This is a genomic window from Candidatus Tisiphia endosymbiont of Hybos culiciformis (assembly GCF_964030975.1).
GTDB lineage: Bacteria > Pseudomonadota > Alphaproteobacteria > Rickettsiales > Rickettsiaceae > Tisiphia.
This window is the reverse complement of record NZ_CAXIQH010000001.1, coordinates 1,934,596-1,955,933: the sequence shown is the minus strand read 5'-3', so window position 1 is coordinate 1,955,933 and position 21,338 is coordinate 1,934,596. Positions and strand designations below refer to the sequence as shown.

Below are 21,338 nucleotides of genomic sequence, written 5' to 3'. Positions count from 1 at the left end.
AGCTTATCCGTCCTTGCGAGGAAGACCGTAGGTCAACGAAGCAATCCAGGAAAATGATTAGAAATGGATTGCCACGACCACTATGTGGTCTCGCAATGACGGGTGCAGTGCCAGTTTGCATGGATTTATACATTAATGACCAAAATATATAGATATATAGACTTACCAATTGCTCTAACATCTTCAAATCATTTGAGGATGTTATTGGTAGCGGATGACAACTTCCTAACAGGTTTATATTTTGTCGGGCGGAAACACGTGCCAATTTTAAGCAGTGATTATCATGAGCAGCAAAATTCTAGCATATTCGATCAAACTTACCAAGAATTAATAGAATACGTAAATGGTGCTAGAAGGGAATTTACCATAGCTTACCGTTTCACTGGGACTAATTTCCAAGAAAAAGTATGGTTCGCCATCTCTACTATCCCTTATGGTAGGGTGATAGGCTACAAGAATATTGCAGATTTAATATTTGTTCCTAAAGCTGTGCGTGCAGTAGCAAATGCTATCGCACGTAACGCTCTGTCAATTATAGTGCCATGTCATAGAGTTATAGGTACTGATGGCAAACTAACTGGCTACGCTGGGGGGCTTGAGATCAAGAAGAAACTTTTAGAGCTAGAAAAAGACTATAGCTAACCCGATTACTGTTTATCTGACGTCGTTTGGGATTCGTGTTTTCTCACTAATAGCGGAATAATGCTAATCGGGTTAGCAATACTTAGTGTTAAGATAAAAATCTGCTATAATTTAGATTTTTTTCATTTATTTTTAGTAAATTCAGATATAATCTCAACATTAATTCAAAAACTAAGATAATATAACATGACAACGCAAGCAAATACTAAATTTCCTATAGAAATTGATAAAAAACGGGATGATTTACTGACTAATTTTGGTAAAGCAGTACTAAAGGATAGGTACTTACTAGCCGGAGAGGATTTTCAAGATTTATTCGCTAGAGTCGCTAGCTACTATGCTGATAATGCACAACATGCTCAGCAATTATATGATTATATAAGCAAGCTGTGGTTTATGCCAGCCACTCCAGTTCTTAGTAATGGTGGAACTGATAGAGGGATGCCTATTTCCTGTTTTCTAAATGAAACAGATGATAGTTTAGAAGGTATTGTAGATCTTTGGACTGAAAATGTTTGGTTAGCCTCACGCGGTGGTGGTATAGGAAGCTATTGGGGCAATGTCCGTTCGATTAATGAGGCAATTAAAGGCAAAGGTAGTTCTTCTGGCATTATTCCATTCATCAAAGTTGTGGATTCTATGACCTTAGCTATTTCCCAAGGGTCAATTAGACGTGGTAGTGCTGCCATATATTTACCAATTGATCATCCTGAAATTGAGGAATTCATCGATTTAAGACGTCATACAGGTGGTGATACTAATCGCAAAGCTTTGAATATTCATCATGGTATAGCTGTAACAGACGCCTTTATGCGAGCAGTGGAAGATGATGATGATTTCCCTTTAGTTAGCCCTGATACTAAAAAAGTTGTACGGGTAGTTAAGGCAAGAGAGATATGGGTGAAGTTATTAACTACTAGAATAGAAACTGGAGAACCTTATATTATATTTATTGATACTATCAATAAATATATCCCCGAACATCATAAAAAACTTGGGTTACAGGTAAAAACTTCAAATCTTTGCAGTGAGATTACTTTGCCAACAGGCATTGATCATTTGGGTAAGTCGAGAACTGCTGTTTGTTGCCTATCTTCAGTAAATTTAGAATATTTTGATGATTGGCAGAATGATCCCGAGTTTATTCCTACCGCAATGCGTTTTTTAGATAATGTACTTGAAGATTTTATCACTAAGGCTCCAAATACCATGGAACGAGCAAAATATTCAGCTATACGTGAACGTAGCGTAGGTTTAGGGGTTATGGGTTTTCACTCATTTTTACAATTAAAGGATGTGCCAGTAGAATCGGTAATGGCAAAGGTTTGGAATAACCAAATATTTGAACATATTCATAAAGAAGTTGATAGAGCTTCAGTAATTTTATCTGATGAACGTGGTGCTTGTCCTGATGCAGATGAAATAGGTAGTAAAGAGCGTTTTAGTAATAAAACAGCTATTGCTCCCACAGCATCAATATCAATTATTGCTGGTAATAGTTCGCCTGGAATTGAACCATTTGCTGCTAATAGTTTTGTTCAAAAGACTCTTAGCGGATCTTTTAATGTACGTAACAAATATTTAGAAAGACTGTTAAATACCAAAGGTTTTAATAATGAGCAGGTTTGGTCATCAATTGCCACTCATGAAGGCTCAGTTCAACATCTGACTTTTTTATCTAGCCATGAAAAAGAGATTTTTAAAACTGCCCATGAGATTGATCAAAGTTGGCTTATTGATCTAGCTGCAGATAGGACACCACATATTTCGCAATCTCAATCTCTAAATCTTTTCTTAGCAGGCAATGTAAGTAAGATGTATTTAAATAATATCCATTTTAGAGCCTGGAAAAAGGGAGTAAAGAGTTTATATTATTGTAGATCAACCTCAATTCAAAGACCCGATAAAGTGTCACACGATGTTAAAAAAGTGGACTTTAAAGATATCGAAATAGCTAATAAGAAAAAACAAGAAGATTCTTCTAAATATGATGAGTGTTTATCCTGTCAATAGACTATTAGCTAGGAGTGTTTAAGTCTCAGACGTCATTGCGAGGAGCCGCTTTAGTGGCAACGAAGCAATCCATATGACAAGCTTCATGGATTGCCACGCTCACATACGTTCGCTCGCAATGACGAAAGTACTTTTACCCAAACGTCATTGCGAGACCACGTGAGTGTAGTGGTAATCCAGATTTATACTAATTTTATGGATTGCTTCGTCGCTACTAAAGTAGCTTCTCGCAATGACGTTGGGGACTTTACTTCGTCGATCTTATGGTCTCCTAGTAATTACGTGTATAATTAAAAGTCGAATAAACTTAAAAAAGGAAATATAATATGTCTTTACTTGATGCCAGTCCAATTTACAAACCATTTTCTTATCCATGGGCTTATGAAGCGTGGCATATTCAACAACGAATTCATTGGTTACCAGAAGAAGTGCCGCTAGCTGATGATCTAAAAGATTGGAAATATAATTTAAGTCCAGGAGAAAAACATTTATTAACCCAAATATTTCGTTTCTTTACTCAAGCTGATATTGAGGTAAATAATTGTTATATGAAGCATTACTCCAGGGTATTTAAGCCAACAGAAGTACTGATGATGTTATCAGCATTTTCTAATATGGAAACAATTCATATCGCTGCTTATTCTCATCTGCTTGATACCGTAGGTATGCCAGAAACTGAATATTCAGCGTTTCTTAAATATAAAGAAATGAAAGATAAATATGATTATATGCAGCGTTTTGGTGTAGAAACGAAAGAAGATATTGCCACAACTTTAGCAGTATTTGGTGCATTTACTGAAGGATTACAGCTATTTGCTTCATTTGCCATTTTGCTTAATTTCCCTCGTTTTAATAAAATGAAAGGTATGGGGCAAATCATTAGTTGGTCAGTAAGGGATGAGACCTTACATACTGATTCAATCATCATGTTATTTAAAACTTTTATTAGAGAAAATCCTGAAGTATGGACTGAAGAGGTGCGTGGTCGTCTTTATGAGGCGTGTGCTACTATTGTCCATTTTGAAGATGCCTTTATTGAGCTGGCATTTGAAGTTGGTGGTATTGAGGGGTTAACCGCTAGAGAAGTAAAACAATATATTCGTTATATTGCTGATCGCAGGTTAATGCAGCTTGGACTTAAAGAAATTTATTTAATTGATAATAATCCATTGCCTTGGCTTGATGAAATCTTAAACGGTACTGAGCATACTAATTTCTTTGAAGCAAGGGTAACCGAATATACTAAGGCTGCAACCACTGGATCATGGGAAGAGGTATTTGCTAAGATGGATAAAACGCAGAAAAGTCAGCAAGAGATAATATAGCTAACTCGAGTAACATTTAGTCATAGCAATACTTCCGTCATTGCGAGGAGGCGTAAGCACGACGAAGCAATCCATAAAAATTAGTATAATATGGATTGCTTCGTTGCCGCACAAAACGGCTCCTCGCAATGACGTCGGTTATTTTTCCGCAACTTTTTAACTGCCATGATGACCTCTAAACCCGCTTCCTCTTCTAACTTTCGACAGTTGTGGGATACTAGTTTGCATGGATAACTACTAATTGGGCTAAATTTATGCTATTTTGTTATTAGTGGGGAATATAAATAGAGTATAATATATATTTAGCCATAATAAATTGGCGTCATTGCGAGGAGCCGAAGGCGACGAAGCAATTCATGAAAACGATTGGGTTTGGATTGCTTCGTTGTGCTTTGCTACTTCCTCGCAATGACGGAGTAATGCTAGTCGGTTTAGCTATAGAATATAATTGGAGAATAAAAATAATATGAGCATTGAAATTATAGTTCCATCTCTTGGAGAGTCAGTATCAGAGGCTACTATTGCCAAATGGCATAAAAAACAAGGAGATGTGGTTAAAGTGGATGAGCTACTTTTAGAACTTGAAACAGAGAAAGTTACGTTGGAAGTGAATGCAGTTTCATCTGGAGTAATAAGTGGAATATTTAAGAATGAGGGGGATGCGGTATCTGTCGGTGAGAGCGTCGGACAAATTACCGAAGGAGCAGTTGCGGCTGTAGCTTTACCTAGTACGTCGGGCAAAGAGGTGCAACAACAATCTGCAAATATAAATGCCATAGCTTCTCCACCTTCTGTGCGAAGATTAGTGAGTGAAAATAAACTGCCATTAGATGACATAAAAGGTACTGGTAGAGAGGGTAGGGTAACTAAGGGAGATGTATTAGAGTTTATAAATAGTTCATCGACAAAGGCTTCGTCTACAAAAGAAACTGAATCACCTGTTGTAACCAATATTGCGTTGGCAAATGAAGGAGCGGTAGAACGTGTTAGAATGTCACGACTTCGTAAAACTATTGCAGATCGTTTGAAGCAATCACAAAATACCGCAGCTATTCTAACGACTTTTAATGAAATTGATATGTTGAAAGTTATTAATTTGCGTATGCAGTATCGTGAAGAGTTTGAGAAGAAGCATGGTGTTAAGCTGGGATTCATGTCATTTTTTGTAAAAGCTACTATTGAAGCTCTGAAAGCGGTAGCCTCGGTAAATGCCGAGATAGAAGGGGATGAGATTCTGTATAAGAATTATTATGATATTGGTGTGGCAGTAGGGACAGAGCAGGGGTTAGTAGTACCAATAGTTAGGCAGGCTGACAAATTGAGTTTTGCTGGTATTGAGAAAGAAATTGCTGGTCTGGGTAAAAAGGCTAGAGAAGGAAAGTTGTCGATGTCTGATTTATCAGGTGGAACATTTACTATTTCCAATGGTGGTGTTTATGGGTCACTATTATCCACCCCCATTATTAACCCGCCTCAATCAGGTATTTTGGGTCTGCATAAGACCGAAGAAAGACCAGTAGTGGTTAATGGCAAGATAGAAATACGTCCGATGATGTATGTAGCTTTATCCTATGATCATCGTATTATTGATGGTAAGGAAGCAGTTACTTTTCTTGTAAAAATCAAGGAATTGATTGAAAATCCAGAGCGTTTGTTATTAAGTCTCTGATTAGGATAAAGGATGTCATCTTTGCGATCTTGGTGTCATTCCCGCGTAGGCGGGAATCTAAGAGCCTCTACTTTCGCAGGGAAAGGGTATTGGAATGACATAAAGTTGTTTATTAGTAATTAGGAGTAGAAGTTATGGCAAAGGAAAAATCTGTTTTTGATGATCTCGATGTTAAAATCGAAAAGTTTCGTCCTACTAATGAGGATATAAAGGATTATATTGCAGCTCAGCATACAGTTTTGGCAGGTGAGCCTAAGGAAAGTTTGAGTCTTAACCAATATTTAAAGGATAAATATTTTGCTGATAGTAAGGTAGTAGTAGCGGCGGATTTATCTGATAGGACTTTTAGTAGAGCTGATAACATAACAGATCTAAGAAGCGGAGATTTTACTGGTTGTATATTTAAAAATACTGCTTTTAAAGGATGTAATTTAGCTGACGCGGTATTTTGCGATGTTGATTTTGACAATGCTTATTTCGAAGATACTATCCTAAGAAATATAGATTTTAGAGGAGCCGACCTTGCTAATTGTAGATTTTCTGGTGACTATAAAGGATATTCTCAAATAGGTAAGGAGAGTGATATTGAGGGGATAAAATTCAGCACCACTTCTTCTTTAGGTAGAAAATACGCTGATATAAAAAGTGATTTAGTTCGCCAAAAAGAGCAGAAGGATATTGTAAAGAGTAAAACAAAAGAGTTAAATGATGCATATGTAAAATTGAGCTTGAAAGAAAAATCATGGCAAGCTATTGGTTATAAAACTAATAATCCAGAATATGATAGGTTGGAAGAAGAGCTGAATCTAATGGTTGAGCAAAAAATATTCCCTAGAAAAGATAATGCAATGCATGAAACTTTTCAAAATATTTTTGGCAGTGAGAGCTGTACTTTTGATCCAGCTTATGTGCGAGGAGCAACTAAAGAACAGCGGGATCAAGAAACTCAATATGTACGTCTAGCTCGAGAGGATATAGAGAAATATTTAGAGGCGAGAAAGGGCGAGAAAGATTTAACTTTAAATGATTTTGCTAAAAGCAAATTAGCTCAATCGCAGATAATAGCAGGAGCAAGAATTATTGCGGATTGTTCGAGTAGAGTTGACATTTCTACTAATAATGAATGGCATGATAGAGTAGATTTGTCTGGTTTAGATTTTTCAGGAGCGGATTTGCGAGGAGCTGTGTTTTCTGGATCCGTTTTGTCCGGATGTAAATTTAATGGTACTGATATTAGTGAAGCAAGTTTTGAAGGTGCAGAGCTTGTAGCAGCTAATTTTGTAGGAGTTAAAGCAGATAACGCAAATTTCTTTAATAGTAATCTAAGTAAATCAACTGTTACTGATAAGAGCCAGTTTGTTCATGCTTTTATGTCTCGTTCTAATGGTCAAGAGGTTGTGATAAGCGACTGCAATTTTGATTATGCGAATATAAAAAATGGTAATTGGGATCATGCAAAATTTACTGATTCAACATTTAATCAGGCAAATTTAGAGGGTATTTCTTTAATCTCAGCTGATTTACGAAAAGTACAAATGCAGCATGCAATATTAGATAAAGCTATTCTAACGGAGTGTAAAGTTATAGATAGTGATTTATCGAATGCTTTGATGCAAGGAGCTAAAGCACATAAAGTTCAATTTAAAAATACCGTGCTAGAGAATATAGAAGCAAAAGGTATAGATTTATCAGAAGCTGAGTTAGATAGTTTGACTAAGCTGGAGGGGGCGAATTTAGCAGCAGCTATTTTAACAAGGATTAAAGCTGAAGGGGTGAGTTTTGTTGGTGCCAATCTAAATATGGTGGAAGCCTCGAGAGCAAATTTCAAAAATGCTATTTTAGAAAATGTCGATATAAAATTTGCTAATTTAACAGAAGCTGTTTTAGAAGGGGCTAAAGCCCACGGAATTAATGCAAGTTATAGTATACTGAAAAAAGTTCATGCACAAAGGGCTGATTTCTCGGATAGTATAATGAGGCGTATTGAAGCTCAGCAAGCTGATTTTACCGAGGTAAATTTTACCAATAGTGATCTTACAAGATCAAAACTACAGCAAGCGATATTGGAAAAAGTACAAGCAGAAAAGGTTAGGTTAGAAGGGGTTAGTTTACGGGCGGCAAAGTTAGCTGAGGCTCGTATGTCTAAAGCCACAATCGATGCTGATACTGATATTGTGGGTGGTGATTTGATTGGTTTAAAAGGCAAATTTATTCAGAATGGTCAAGAGATTGTTCCACAGGAACTCCAAAATAAACAAACAGCACTGGAGAAAGCAGAATTACAATTGATGGTGGATGCTTTGCCAAGTATGGCAGTAGGCTTTTTAAAAGAGACTGGAGCATTGTTTCTTGATGTTGTTACTGCATTATCTTCAACTGCTAGGAGTTTACCCGATATAAAAGATTTATATGCTAATTTCCTTAAATTTCAAGAGGTTGGTTCAAAATTATCAAGTAGCAAGTTATTAGTTGAAGAAAAGCAAAAATTACAAACAGAACAAGTAGAGCATGCATCTAATTTGATCAAGGGAGCTGGCGTAGTGCTTGAGAGATATATTCCTGATCTGAATGGAACTCAATCTGACTTCTTGGAAGAAATTATAGCCAAGTATTCTGTATTGCCAATTTTAAGCACTGTATTAAAATCTGCACCTAGTGGTGGAGTTAGTCCTGGTATATTTAATGGAGTAGATAAAAATTTTATTAGAGGAATGGTGCCTCTAACACTAAATTTAGCAAATGGTGTGTTAGCAGGAGAATCAAACAAAAAAATACAAAAAATTTATAAAAATCTAGTGATTTCTAACGAGAAATCAGGGCGTAAGATCATAAAAAACGCTTTAGAAATATTTGTTAGTCCTAAAGTAGCAGAAGTGGTTAAAAAAGATTTAGTTGAGTTTTTACGCAATCCAGTTAATCAAAAGGAAATTAGCAAGATTGCTGGGAATGTCCTAGATGATAGATTTACTAGATTTGTGTCAAAAGAGTTTTTTGATGATACTGTGCAGTTTGCAATTAATGCAACTGGTACAATATTAGATCATACTCCTAAAGTGGTGGTAATCTATGAGTCTTATATGAAGCATCAAGATATTGCTTTAGAGTTATTGACTGATAAAAATTTATCTTCGACAAGAAGAGAAGAAATAATAGAAACGCAAAAAGCCATGGTGTCGTCTATTTTAGGTAATATTGATCAGGTAGTTCAAAGTTTATCTCCCGCCTTAAAACAGACCTTACCAAAATATTTTGCTGATAATAAAGAAAATATTCTAGGTTTTTTGGATAAACCGGAAGTTCAGCAAAATATACGTTCTTATGGTCTGAACCCTAAATTTGTACATGATGCAACAGCCGCAACTATTCCGTTTATTGTTGATGTCTTGCCGATAGTAACAGAACTTACTGAAAGTTGTTTAAAAGATAAAGAGGGGTTAGGGCGAATTATAGAGCAAACTAAAGATATTATGAATGTACCTAAATCTGAACAAGCAGAAAAAGTTAGTAAATTAGTAGATTCTCTTATTAAGTTTAATAAGGATAATCCCAAGGTCAAAGAAGTTTTACAGAAAGAAATACCTAATCTTTTAATAAAGCATGCTAAAGATCTTGGTTCTGTGGTTGAGAAATTTTTAAATGAAACCGAGATGGGTAAAAAACTAAAACTAAAGGGTGAAGTAGTTGTTAAGGTTCTAGGGGATCATACTCAAGAACTAGGGGCAATAACCGCTTCATATAGTAAGGGGGAATATGGTGCCATGGTTCGTCCATTGATTGGCTTGTTATCTGATAAAAAAGTTCTAACTTTAGCTGTAGGGGCTACTGCCAATATTTTGAAGCATAATTTCCAAAAACATTTTGTCTCTAATGCAACACGTGGAAAAGCAATTGGTGAAGAAATGAGCCAGATTATTGGAGATATTCTGCCTAATCTTAAACCAGACGAAAAAAGAGATTTGTCTAGCATTTTTCAGGAACGAGCTTATGAGTATAGTAAAGGGAGTCATCCAGCTCAATACTCACCAATACTGGATTATTCTTTAAGTAATAAAGATTTAAGAGGACTGTCTTTTGAAACAGTCGACATGAAATTGGATAATTTTGAAGTTAAAGGATTTAATTTTAATAAGGTGACGTTAGGTAAATGTTCAATTAAAGATGCGGTATTTAAAGAATGCTCTTTTAAGGGAGCCGTTTTTAAAGAGCATATAAACTTTGAAGGGGCTACCATTGATGGTAGTACCTTAACTACACTTCTGCCAGAAATTAAAAAATATAACAAAAAACATCCAGAAAAAACAATGAATTTAGATAAGATAAAAGTTGTTGGTCATATAAAAGAGGAAGTTAAAGCAAATCCTTTGTTAAAAAATGCAGATTTGACTAAAGCAACTGTAAAAAAAATAGAAGTTGCTCCGCCAGTATCGGTACCTAAGCCTGGTCAAACAATATTGATAGAGCAAAGTAAAAGGAAGCATAGTGGAAGCTTAGCAAAGTAAAGAAAATAGATTTGACGTCATTTTTGTGTCATCCCTGCGAAAGCACACTAGTGTCCGGGTAAATTTACATATTAAGCTCCTCAAAACACAACTGAAAGTTACGAGTATCTTTCGATTTTGGTATGGGTGGCCTAAGTGGTGTATGATTCGAAAAAATAGCAATTTTTATCCATGATAACATATCTATATCTCTACTGAATGCCATACCCTACATTTTTTATTTTGTAGTGAAAGTGTAATTCGACATAATGTCCCAATTTAAGGAAAAAAAACCGATCTCTAACTGTCATTGCGAGGAGCCACTTTAGGCGACGAAGCAATCCAAAAGACCAGAAGTGGATTGCTTCGTCGTGCTTACACACTCCTCGCAATGACGCTTGTGTAGCATAATATCCTTATAATTTTTTGCTATTTTTACGATAGAAAAAAAATGTAGGGCTATGGCCTAGGTCACGCAAACTTCGACAATCAGTAAAATGACCAATAATATAGTTACTAAATGATTCCATGTACTAAATTTCTTGCTATACTTATCACTTTGATGGCTCTTTACTGATTTTGATATTATTTCTCTATCTAATAATTTTACAATTACCCCAAATGTGCTATGTTGATACATGGCATAAATCCTTTTTAAAGTTGTGTTAACAGGCATTATACCTGAACTTTAGGACTTATGCCACCTTATAAACCTTGGGACAAAATTTTACCCGGACACTAGTACGCCTACGCGGGAATGACAGGATTGTTTTGTCGCTAATAGCGAAGAAATTATCAAGAACTTATTCGGGTTAGCTTATAAACTGCCCTGATAACATTTGGGTAATAAGGATGACCGTGAAGTTCAAGGAATATATTTATAAAAAATATGGTTAATCGCGTTTTCCGAATTATTATTTTTCTTTCAATACTTAGTGGCATTACATATTTAGTGTATACTAATTATAATCAGGATAGCGGTGGTCAGGTAGTGACAATTTACCATGATCAATTACCGACAAAAGTTAAGCCACAAGATAGTGGGGGGATAGTAGTACCAAATGCCAATAATATAATTTACGAGAATTTACAACAAAAAAAGGTTAGTAAAGCTATAATATTACAACCTGAACCGGAAAAGCCATTAAATATCACTAAACAACAATCAGTGCAAAGTAATGAAGATATTGACTCTATAGATACAATTTTATTTGATATAATAGAAACTGATCAGGTTAGGTACGAGAAGCATAAACTAAGTAAAAACGAAGAGGGAACGGAAATAATTTTACCTAATATAATAAAAAACGAGCCAGTACAAAAGGAGAATTTAATAGAACAACAGACTGTTCCAGTAGCCCCACAACCTAATTCAAATAAGGTCGGTTTAAATATAATAAAAGTTACTGAACCACGTCGTAAGATCGATGATACACAGTTATTAAATAAGTCAAACCAAGGAGGATATAAAATTCAGATAGCTTCGGTAAAATCTGAATCAGAAGCAAACCAAGAAGGGGAAAGAATCAAAAAAAAATATGCAAAGATCCTTAATAACACGGTGATAAATATCAAGAAAGTACAATCTAATAAAGGAAATTTTTTCTATTTAGTCTTAGTAGGTAATTACCAAAATATAAACCAAGCTAAAGCTATATGTAAGAAGCTCTCTGACAATCAGCAAGGTTGTATAATCACCAATCGTTGATTTACTGGCAAAGAACGATTAAGGCTTGTGATATTTCTCAATCATCCAATCTATAAATGTATTATCAACAGATTGTTTTTTTAGAGCATATTCATATACTTCTTTTATTAGAGCTGTAAGATTGATAAATGAAAAGTTTAAATTTTTTTCAATTAACATATTAATGGTTAAACTAGTAGATTTGCTAAAAATTTTCATCTGATCAACAGTTAGCACCTCAGTGCTTACTTCGTTATCAACAACAAGAGCTCCCAAATTAATATCCAAGGCTTTAGCAATTAATTGTAAATTAGTAGCACTAGGGTTTTTTGAACTACCATATAAAATGCTATAAACAGTATTTCTGCTTAACCCAGTTTTCTTCTCTATCTCTATGGCATTGATATTTTTTTGAGTCATTAATGAGTTAAGTTTGGTTTGTAAATTTACCATAAATAAAGCTTTGTCTATAAAATTAATGTTCCTAAATATTAAGGTATATTTATTAAAAAGTAAACAACTAATAATTTATTTTTTATAGCTAACCCTAATAATATTTATCCATAGCAAACTGACGTTATTTTAGCGAGGAGGTGAAAGCCCAAACGAAGCAATTTTAATCACTTTTCTGGATTGCTTCTTCGCTACTAAAGTACCTCCTTTCAGGTTAACTATAAAATTCATCCTTTCTGTAAACAATATATCATAAAAATCAACTACACTAATAGATATATGCAAATTATTTGAAAAATTATATAGCAAAAGTTAACCTAATAGATTAACTTTTGCTACTTAATAATATTTGGTTTTGCATCTTGAATAGATCAGAGGCAGCACACCTCGCTAATTTTAGCATATCATAAAATTGCTCTTCCGTAAATGGGTTTTTTTCAGCTGTGCTTTGAATTTCTATTATATTTCCATTGCCTGCAAAAACAAAATTGGCATCTACTTCAGCATTGCTATCCTCTAAATAATCAAGATCAACTATTGCCTGCCCCTTATATATACCGCATGAAATGGCAGCCACTTGGCTAATTAAAGGATTAGTTTTAAGTATCTTCCTAGCAACTAATGATCTAATTGCTAGATGGAGTGCAATATAACTACCTGTAATTGCTGCTGTTCTAGTTCCACCATCGGCATTAATTACATCACAATCAATGGTAATTTGTTTCTCTCCCAAGGCTTTTAGATCAATTGCCGTACGCATCGATCTGCCAATTAGCCTTTGAATCTCTTGCGTTCTACCTGATTGCTTTCCTTGTGTCGATTCACGCTTGATACGTTGGTGGGTTGAGCGTGGCAACATACCATACTCAGCACTTATCCAACCTTGATTTTGCCCACGTAAAAATGGCGGGACACTTGTTTCGTAGGTCGCACTACATATTACATGAGTATTGCCGAACTTAATAAGACACGAACCATCAGCGTTAAGCAGAACTGAAGGTTCAATTGAAATATTACGTAATTGATTATTTTTTCTATCAAAAGCTCTCATATGTTATTACTTAATTAAAATTGACTTGAAAATACAAAGCTTTACACTATATGTTAAGAAAGTAGATTTTTGCAAGGAAAAAGGCTGTAAATATGGAAAAACAACAAGAGAATAATAGTAATAATCAAGAAATTGATACTAACGCTGATGAACAACTACTAAATGAAGTAGAAAACCAGTCTTCTGATACCCTAGTTCTACAAGATAGCTTGCAAGAGATTGTTAGTTTGAAAAGTCAAATTGAGATTTTACAAGATAAATTGCTAAGAACAATAGCTGAATCTGACAATACTAGGAAACGTTTAGAAAAATCAATTGAAGAGGCAAAAAATTATGCCATTTTTTCTTTTGCTAAAGATTTACTCAGTGTTAACGACAATCTTGCTAGAGCTTTAGAGCATAAGCCACAAAATATGGAAGGAGAGCTAGCTAATATTATTACCGGCGTAGAAATGACTAAAGGTGAGTTGACTAGCATACTACAAAAGCACGGCCTAGAGTCAATAGAACCATTATTAGGGGAAAAATTTGATTATAATATACATCATGCGATTTCACAAATAGTATCAGATGAACATGATCAAGATAGTATCATGGCAGTTATGCAATCAGGTTATAAGATAAAAGATCGATTACTTAGACCTGCTATAGTACAAGTATCTAAGAAAATACTTGCCTAGGAGCCTGTCGGAAATAACTAAAGTAATTCATCTTACACATAACCCTCATGGCAATTTTAAAAGTGCAGAAAAGTACAAAACGTCATTGCGAAACCACATAGTGGTTGAAGCAATCCACATTCATTAGATTGCTTCGTCGCTACTGAAGCAGCTCCTCGCAATGACGCCAATTTACTATGGCTAAATGCTAATCAGGTTAGCTATAACGCATATTGCCAATCACTATAAAACTTATCCAAATTAAGTCTTATTCTTTTCACACGTTCAGCGGTGATTATCGAATATATAGTTTTAAGAGTAATGTCAAAATCATCATTAATAACCACGTAATCATAATATTTAGCGTATTGCACTTCTTTGGTTGCCAATTTCATACGCAACTCTATTGCTTCTTTATTATCTTGCCCTCTATCTCGAATTCGTTGTTGCAAAATACTAGGAGTTGGAGGCAAAATAAAAATTGTAATTACATTTGATAAGATTTTTTTTATGGATTTTGTGCCTTGCCAATCTATATCAAACAAAACATCTAGTCCTTGATTTAGTAAGTCTTCTACAATTTTTCTAGGCGTTCCATAATAATTATTATAAATATTTGCATATTCAAGGAATGCATCTTGTTCAATTAATCTATTAAATTCATCTTTGGTTTTGAAATAGTAATTTACTCCATCAATCTCACTTGTTCTAGGACTTCTGGTGGTTGCAGAGACAGATAATCTAAGATTACTGTCTATTTTTAAAGCTGCTCTCACTAAACTGGATTTACCAGCAGCCGAGGGAGAAGACAAAATAACAGTTAATCCTTTACTTTTCAGAGATAATACCATATTTATTATTTTTTTATCAGTGTCTCTGAATATACTAGAAGGATTTTTTATTTGAAACAAAAAAAGTAAACGAATTACCCGTACTAAACAATTATACACAAACCTTTAGACAACCAATTCACAGAAGCTGTTAAATTATAGCATTCTGCTTTAAGAGAATCAATAAATTTAATTGTTGGAGATATCCTTATATAGCAACAAAATTTTATCTTTTAACATTAATTTTTGCTTCTTTAATTGTTTGATTTTAGTATCATCCTGCAAATGTAAAAATGCGGCGTTTATTAGTCTTTGTAAATCATCATGTTTTTTTTGTAAGCTTTGTATGTGGTTATTGATATTCATTTTTAAACTCCATAATCGATTAGAAACTAAGGGTAGTAAAAACTAAGATTTCTATAAAATCAACTTTATAAAACCAAATATTATTTTAATACAAAATAATATACTTTAAAAGGAAAAAATATAGCTATGACTGGTGATAATAAAAAAAAATTGCTTGTGGCAATCTCTGGAGCTTCTGGAGCCATATATGGTATAAGGTTACTTGAGATTTTGCGGCAGTTAAATATTGAAAGTCATTTAATTATCTCAAAATCTGCCCATTTGACTATACTGCATGAAACAAATTACTCTATACAACAAGTACAAGATTTAGCAGATTATTGTTATAACCTTTCAGATATTGGTTGTAGGATTGCTTGCGGTTCTTTTAGGACATTTGGTATGATCATAGCTCCGTGTAGCATGAGAACTCTTGCATCAGTTGCTTGCAGCATTGAGAATAATTTAATCAGTAGAGCGGCAGGTGTTATACTGAAAGAGCAAAGAAAGCTAGTCTTAATGATCAGAGAAACGCCCTTACATAGGGGGCATTTAGAGAATATGTTGAAAGTATAGCACTTAACATATGGATTCAAATAAGTTATAATGATAAATAATAAAAAAATTTTATAATAGCAATATGGCATCCCCCTACAGTTACGATTTACGTTCTAGAGTTATAGAACATTATGAGAAATATAAGAAAGTAGCACTTACATGCGAAACCTTTAAAATTAGTCGGTCAATAATCTATGATTGGATTAGATTAAAGAAACAAACTGGAGATATAAAGTCAAAGGAGGGATACCAGAAAGGATATGGTCATAAAATCCCTGATTTATCGGAGTTGCGTCATTTAGTAGAAAAAGGTAACTCGTTAACGCTTACAGAAATAGCAAAAGAATTAGATAATGTTGCAAGTATAATGACTATCAGCCGAGCTTTAAAGAAACTCAACATTACTCGAAAAAAAAGACATATGCGTATAAAGAAAGAGATGAAGGAAAGCGACAAGATTTTCTCAGTGAATTAGAAAAAGTGCCGAAAGAGAAACGTGTTTATCTTGATGAAGCGGGCATAAATGATAATGAATCATATGAATATGGATGGTCAATGAAAGGAAGTCGTTGTAATGGGAGTAAATCGGGAAAACGTAGTGAAAGAACAAGTTTTATTGGTGCGTTAAATCAGAATAGTTTAATCGCATCACTAGTCTTTACTGGGAGCTGTGATAGTAAGGTATTTGAAGCTTATATAGAAAATTGCCTTGTGCCGGAGCTAAAGCCTGGACAGGTTGTCATTGCTGATAATGCAAGCTTTCATAAATCCAAAAGGGCTAAAGAATTAATTGAAAAAGCTGGCTGCAAACTAAAATTTTTACCACCTTATTCCCCTGATTTAAATCCTATTGAACATCATTGGTTTCCGATAAAAAATAACATTAGAAAATTATTAGATAAAGGTATTTCTGTATTTGAGGCAAGTTGTAGAACGTTTAAAATAATGTATGAACCTATATGTTAAGTGCTATAACAAGTTATGGCGGGATAATTGCTCCTCCAGTGCCAGCTTTTTATAATTTACCAAAAACCTTGGATGATATAATAAATCACTCAATTTCTCGAGTGCTTGACATTTTTGATATTGATACTGGTTTGATAAAACGTTGGGATGGGCTAAAATAACATATTAGTGCTTGGAAAATATATGCTATAATTTCAGTGACGTTTTAAGGATTAACAAATGCAACAAAGTTTTGACAAAATACTAAAAGGTTATCAAGTCTTTAGAAAGAAATATGCTGATAGTAATAAGTCTATCATGCACAGCCTATCCCGTGATGGTCAACAACCAAAGATTATGGTAGTTGCTTGTTGTGATTCACGAGTAGATCCCGCGTTAATATTACAGTGCGATCCAGGAGATCTATTTGTTGTTCGTAATGTAGCAAATATCGTTCCCCCTTATGAAAAAGATACATATCATCATGGTACGAGTGCTGCCTTAGAATTCGGAGTTTGTTTTTTGAGAATTGAACACTTAATTATATTAGGGCATAGTCAATGCGGCGGAATTCAGAAATTATTAAATAGTGATGATTCACAGCAAAATGACTTTATAACTAACTGGGTTTCTCTAATAAAAACACCTAATTTTAGGCAACAAAATGCTGATGATTATGCAAAATTAGCACTTAAACAATCATATCAAAATTGCATGATGTTTCCATGGATCAATGAACAGGTAAGCAAGAAAGAACTAATTATTCATTTATGGTTTTTTGATATAAAAACAGGACAAATTTTTACTTATTGTAATAAGCAACAGACATATATAGCCCTTGCTTAAGGGAATTGTTCCATAAGTACCCTACATTTTTTATTCTATCGTAAAAATAGCAAAAAATTATAAGGATATTATGCTACACAAGCGTCATTGCTAGGAGTGTGTAAACACGACAAAGCAATCCACTTCTGGTCTTTTGGATTGCTTCGTCGCCTAAAGTGGCTCCTCGCAATGACAGTTAGAGATCGGTTTTTTTTCCTTAAATTGGGACATTATGTCGAATTACACTTTCACTACAAAATAAAAAATAGGGTACTTATGTTCCCGTACTCCCTTGTCATTCTTAGCAACGGCGGGAATCTAGCACAACTGTCGAAAGTTAGAAGGTAGAGCGGGTTTAGAGGTTATCATGGTAGTTTAAAAGTTGCGGAAAAATAACTGGCGTCATTGCGAGGAGGCGTGAGCCGACGAAGCAATCCATTTTTGTGTCATATAGTGAAACCTATTGAATTAGGTGATACAAACTTTGTGTCATACCTGCGAAAGCAGGTATCTAGATTCCCGCCGCAGCTAGGAATGACAACTTACAATCGTTATGGTCTTTATCACCTAATCCTATGAGCATAACTATACCAATAAAACCCGAGGCTAGATTCTTACTATTTGAGCTGTTTGCAAAATTATATGAACAGTCCTCGCTTATCATAACCACCCATTTGAGATTTGAAGAATGGGAAGATATATTTGGTAATCCTAAGGCAACAAAGGCAATTATCGATAGGCTAACCCATCATTGTCAAATCATAGAAACTGGTAATAAAAGTTTTAGAGGAGGAAAAGATGCAGAATAAAGATTAAAATAATATACTATTATATAAATTAAAAATTACCAATGATTTTAGGGAATTTTATCTGAATTTTAACCAAAATTAACTAATTTTTTTTGTGGTCAAGGGGGGCAATAGTTTATTACAATTTACACAAAAAGTAGCAAACTGTCCCGAATGGCGGAGAGAGAGGGATTCGAACCCTCGATACGGTTAACCCGTATAACGGTTTAGCAAACCGTCGCCTTCAGCCTCTCGGCCACCTCTCCAAGTCATATGACTATAGCATGACATACTTATAGCATTAAATTATTTGTATTTCTATAATTATTTTATATAGCTAACTCGAATAGGCTCTGGATACTAGTATATTGCTACAAGCATAATGAACAGATACTTATAACTAAAAGAGCTATTAAAACATTAGCAGGTTAGCCATAGGCTCTGTCCAAGAAAGTGTGTGTGTGCCAAGAAAAGGTGCATTAGTCTTACAGGTGAAAGTCCTGTTATGGAAGGAGAAGCTAGCTCCACCATATATAGTGAAACCTATAGAATTAGGTGACAAAGAACATAGCAATAATTTCAAATAATTTGCTAGTTTCTGTTACCTTATTTTTAATCCATCGTTTCATATTTGCCCAAAACTTCTCTATGGGATTTAAGTCTGGTGAATATGGAGGTAAAAAGATAAGTTTGCAGCCAACTGATTCTATTAATTCCTTTGTCTTCTTTGATTTATGGAAACTAGCATTATCCATAACTACAACCTGTCCTGCTTTTAACTCTTTAATTAAAAACTTCTCAACCCAATTATTAAATAACTCTGTATTGCAAGTTCCATTAAAAACAAAAGGGGCTATCGATTGATTGTTTACCAAACCAGCTACTATAGTGAAACCTATTGAATTAGGTGATACAAACTTTGTGTTAACCTTGCGAAAGCAGGTATCTAGATTCCCGCCTTCGCGGGAATGACAACTTACAATCGTTATGTTCTTTATCACCTAATCCTATGAGCATAACTATATCATTAGCTTTACGAAAATTCATAAATTTCTTAAGGAGTTTGATACATAAAATATTACGGCACTTTATGTTATGTTTGACCGTAGTAATTAAAGTATGATAAATGAACCCACTTTTTTGTAATTCTGTTAGACATTGTTTAACCCTACTTTGACTAACTCCTAGCTCTTGTTGGAAAAAATGATAGCCTTCTTGTAATTCTTGTATATTATTGTTGTAGTTATCAGTTTTTATACAAGAAACTATCAAAGATAGAAGTTGACGAGAAGTCTTACTTAATTGTTTACCATAATTATTGGTAAGGCTCCGCCATTCAGGTGGGGTGAAATTACCGGCTATGTTATAGAAAATAGCATCAGTATTTTCAACTAAATTCTCAGGGAAAATTAACGATTCTGTCATACTTTCCCCCCGTGAAAAACGGTTAAAAATAGACTGTTTTGTAGGTCAAATTTGGGGACTTTTGTCAAAAAAACACTAAAAAAACAATATAGAAGTTTTTTTAGAGAATTATAAGATTGCTGAAACGATAGTATGTATAGGGATTGGAGAAGAATTTTTGCACTATATTCCCTGCTCTTGCGAGGAGGCATGAGCCGACGAAGCAATCCATTTGTTACTTTTCTGGATTTGTTTCGTCGGTCTTATGACCTTCTTGCAATGACGGAAAAGCTATGAGAACCTTAACGGATTAGCTATATACACAACTCTTTAATTCATTTGAGTCTATTCATGTTACTATCAAAATATTTTTTACCTGTGCTAAAGGAAGAACCAGTAGAGGCACAAGTAGTTTCTCACAGATTAATGCTTAGAAGCGGTATGATAAGACAACAATCTGCTGGGATTTATAGCTGGTTGCCTATGGGATTAAAAGCCCTGAAAAATGTTGAAAATATTGTTCGTCTTAATATGAATAAAGCAGGTGCCATTGAAATATTAATGCCTTGTATTCAACCAGCATCTTTATGGATGGAATCTGGAAGATTTGAGAATTACGGTAAGGAAATGTTAAAATTTCAAGATCGCCATGATAATACTTTATTATTTGGGCCTACTAATGAAGATATGGTTACTGATATTTTTAGGAATAATATTCAGTCCTATAAAGATTTACCAAAAAACTTATATCATATTCAGTGGAAATTTAGGGATGAAATTAGACCTCGCTTTGGGGTAATGCGTGGTAGGGAATTTTTAATGAAAGATGCATATTCTTTCGATATAGATCAAATAAGTGCGATAAAAACTTATAATCAGATGTATCTAGCATATATGCAAACTTTTCGTGATATGGGACTCCGTGTAATCCCAGTACTTGCCGATAATGGCCCGATTGGTGGTAATTTAAGTCATGAGTTTCATATTCTTGCTGATAATGGTGAGAGTACTATTTTTTATGACAAAAAGTTTCTATCTTTAACAGATCAGGAAAGTTTAGATATTGAAAAATTACAATCCTTATATGCAGTAGCAGAAGAAAAGCATGATTCTGATAAATGTTTGTTATCGGAAGATAATCTTGCTAGTAGTAAGGGTATTGAGGTTGGACATATTTTTTATATTGGCACAAAATATTCGAAAGCAATGAAGGCTCTAGTAAATACTAGTGATGGGAGTCTTTTACCAGTGGAAATGAGTTCTTATGGTATAGGTATTTCAAGACTTTTAGCTGCCATAATCGAATCAAGTCATGATGATAAAGGGATTATATGGCCGCCAAATATTGCTCCTTTTATGGTATCAATATTAAATTTGAATATACTTGATAGTAAATGCAATGAACTATCGCAAAATCTATATGACAAATTTGTAGCAAATAAAATAGAGGTATTATACGATGATACGAATGAGAGAGCTGGTAAAAAATTTGCCACTCATGATCTTATAGGTTCACCGTACCAAATAATTATTGGTTCCAAGAACTCTGCCAATAATGTGGTCGAATTAAAAGATCGTAGAACAGGAAAAATAGAAGAGTTGGCTGTAGCTAATGTTGTTGATAGAATGCTAGGGTGTACAGCATCCTTATCCCAAAGAAATTAGA

The 21,338-nt window shown here is 34.4% G+C and carries 18 protein-coding genes, 1 tRNA gene and 3 pseudogenes; 14 read left to right on the top strand and 8 right to left on the bottom strand.

The window, feature by feature from the left end; translation table 11 throughout:
- Positions 1-135 precede the first annotated feature (135 nt).
- From ACQH2P_RS10560 to ACQH2P_RS10540, 5 genes are all read left to right on the top strand, one after another.
- Positions 136-642 (top strand): methylated-DNA--[protein]-cysteine S-methyltransferase, encoded by a 507-nt coding sequence (locus tag ACQH2P_RS10560; RefSeq protein WP_425364049.1) that lies wholly within the window; start codon positions 136-138, stop codon positions 640-642.
- Between the two features lie 186 nt (positions 643-828).
- A complete protein-coding gene (locus tag ACQH2P_RS10555) occupies positions 829-2,655 on the top strand; it encodes a ribonucleoside-diphosphate reductase subunit alpha (RefSeq protein ID WP_425364048.1) in 1,827 nt (608 codons plus the stop codon).
- Between the two features lie 326 nt (positions 2,656-2,981).
- Positions 2,982-3,980, top strand: a complete 999-nt coding sequence (locus ACQH2P_RS10550; protein WP_425364047.1) for a ribonucleotide-diphosphate reductase subunit beta — start codon at positions 2,982-2,984, stop codon at positions 3,978-3,980.
- 466 nt (positions 3,981-4,446) lie between these two features.
- Positions 4,447-5,649, top strand: coding sequence for a 2-oxoglutarate dehydrogenase complex dihydrolipoyllysine-residue succinyltransferase (gene odhB, locus ACQH2P_RS10545; protein WP_425364046.1), 1,203 nt, complete (start codon positions 4,447-4,449; stop codon positions 5,647-5,649).
- Positions 5,650-5,783: 134 nt separating this feature from the next.
- On the top strand, positions 5,784-10,148 hold the full coding sequence (locus ACQH2P_RS10540) for a pentapeptide repeat-containing protein (RefSeq protein ID WP_425364045.1): 4,365 nt from the start codon (positions 5,784-5,786) through the stop codon (positions 10,146-10,148).
- A 445-nt stretch (positions 10,149-10,593) separates the two neighbouring features.
- Here the strand turns inward: ACQH2P_RS10540 and ACQH2P_RS10535 are convergent, their stop codons facing one another.
- Positions 10,594-10,767, bottom strand: coding sequence for a DUF4372 domain-containing protein (locus ACQH2P_RS10535; RefSeq protein ID WP_425364163.1), 174 nt, complete (start codon positions 10,765-10,767; stop codon positions 10,594-10,596).
- Positions 10,768-11,016: 249 nt separating this feature from the next.
- Between ACQH2P_RS10535 and ACQH2P_RS10530 the strand changes: the two genes are divergently transcribed.
- Positions 11,017-11,835 carry an SPOR domain-containing protein gene (locus ACQH2P_RS10530; protein ID WP_425364044.1) on the top strand — a complete coding sequence of 273 codons (819 nt, stop codon included), beginning with the start codon at positions 11,017-11,019 and terminating at the stop codon, positions 11,833-11,835.
- A gap of 18 nt (positions 11,836-11,853) precedes the next feature.
- Here the strand turns inward: ACQH2P_RS10530 and ACQH2P_RS10525 are convergent, their stop codons facing one another.
- Both ACQH2P_RS10525 and rph read right to left on the bottom strand, forming a co-directional pair.
- Positions 11,854-12,267: a helix-turn-helix domain-containing protein gene (locus ACQH2P_RS10525; RefSeq protein ID WP_425364043.1), complete on the bottom strand. Its 414-nt coding sequence runs from the start codon at positions 12,265-12,267 to the stop codon at positions 11,854-11,856.
- A 325-nt stretch (positions 12,268-12,592) separates the two neighbouring features.
- The gene (rph, locus tag ACQH2P_RS10520) at positions 12,593-13,318 is read right to left on the bottom strand and encodes a ribonuclease PH (RefSeq protein WP_425364042.1); all 726 of its coding nucleotides are present in this window, start codon (positions 13,316-13,318) and stop codon (positions 12,593-12,595) included.
- Positions 13,319-13,410: 92 nt separating this feature from the next.
- Between rph and grpE the strand changes: the two genes are divergently transcribed.
- Entirely contained in the window at positions 13,411-13,998 is a 588-nt protein-coding gene (gene grpE / locus ACQH2P_RS10515; RefSeq protein ID WP_425364041.1) for a nucleotide exchange factor GrpE, read from the top strand.
- A 200-nt stretch (positions 13,999-14,198) separates the two neighbouring features.
- Here the strand turns inward: grpE and gmk are convergent, their stop codons facing one another.
- Both gmk and ACQH2P_RS10505 read right to left on the bottom strand, forming a co-directional pair.
- Positions 14,199-14,828 (bottom strand): guanylate kinase, encoded by a 630-nt coding sequence (gmk, locus tag ACQH2P_RS10510; protein ID WP_425364162.1) that lies wholly within the window; start codon positions 14,826-14,828, stop codon positions 14,199-14,201.
- 168 nt (positions 14,829-14,996) lie between these two features.
- Positions 14,997-15,173, bottom strand: coding sequence for a DUF465 domain-containing protein (locus ACQH2P_RS10505; protein ID WP_425364040.1), 177 nt, complete (start codon positions 15,171-15,173; stop codon positions 14,997-14,999).
- Positions 15,174-15,299: 126 nt separating this feature from the next.
- Between ACQH2P_RS10505 and ACQH2P_RS10500 the strand changes: the two are divergent.
- The 6 genes and pseudogenes from ACQH2P_RS10500 to ACQH2P_RS10475 form a co-directional block, all read left to right on the top strand.
- Positions 15,300-15,725, top strand: a pseudogene (locus tag ACQH2P_RS10500) (UbiX family flavin prenyltransferase); the annotation flags it as partial.
- Positions 15,726-15,792: 67 nt separating this feature from the next.
- A protein-coding gene (locus ACQH2P_RS10495) for an IS630 family transposase (protein ID WP_425363003.1) occupies positions 15,793-16,676 on the top strand; the annotation gives its coding sequence in 2 pieces (ribosomal slippage) (positions 15,793-16,113 and positions 16,116-16,676; 882 coding nt in all).
- 5 nt (positions 16,677-16,681) lie between these two features.
- Positions 16,682-16,837 (top strand): annotated as a pseudogene (locus ACQH2P_RS10490) (UbiX family flavin prenyltransferase); the annotation flags it as partial.
- Between the two features lie 58 nt (positions 16,838-16,895).
- The gene (locus ACQH2P_RS10485; protein WP_425364039.1) at positions 16,896-17,501 is read left to right on the top strand and encodes a carbonic anhydrase; all 606 of its coding nucleotides are present in this window, start codon (positions 16,896-16,898) and stop codon (positions 17,499-17,501) included.
- A gap of 384 nt (positions 17,502-17,885) precedes the next feature.
- Positions 17,886-18,059 carry a hypothetical protein gene (locus tag ACQH2P_RS10480; RefSeq protein WP_425364038.1) on the top strand — a complete coding sequence of 58 codons (174 nt, stop codon included), beginning with the start codon at positions 17,886-17,888 and terminating at the stop codon, positions 18,057-18,059.
- Positions 18,056-18,268: pseudogene (locus tag ACQH2P_RS10475) on the top strand (ATP-binding protein); the annotation flags it as partial. The gene ACQH2P_RS10480 and the pseudogene ACQH2P_RS10475, both read left to right, overlap by 4 nt.
- Before the next feature lie 175 nt (positions 18,269-18,443).
- Here ACQH2P_RS10475 and ACQH2P_RS10470 read toward each other — a convergent pair.
- From ACQH2P_RS10470 to ACQH2P_RS10460, 3 genes are all read right to left on the bottom strand, one after another.
- Positions 18,444-18,534, bottom strand: a tRNA-Ser gene (locus ACQH2P_RS10470).
- Positions 18,535-18,819: 285 nt separating this feature from the next.
- The gene (locus ACQH2P_RS10465) at positions 18,820-19,269 is read right to left on the bottom strand and encodes an IS630 family transposase (RefSeq protein WP_425364037.1); all 450 of its coding nucleotides are present in this window, start codon (positions 19,267-19,269) and stop codon (positions 18,820-18,822) included.
- On the bottom strand, positions 19,193-19,693 hold the full coding sequence (locus ACQH2P_RS10460) for a LexA family transcriptional regulator (protein WP_425364036.1): 501 nt from the start codon (positions 19,691-19,693) through the stop codon (positions 19,193-19,195). Before ACQH2P_RS10460 ends, ACQH2P_RS10465 begins: the two co-directional genes overlap by 77 nt.
- Before the next feature lie 330 nt (positions 19,694-20,023).
- On the opposite strand from ACQH2P_RS10460, the gene proS reads away from it, so the two are divergent.
- Entirely contained in the window at positions 20,024-21,337 is a 1,314-nt protein-coding gene (gene proS, locus ACQH2P_RS10455; protein WP_425364035.1) for a proline--tRNA ligase, read from the top strand.
- Position 21,338 lies beyond the last annotated feature (1 nt).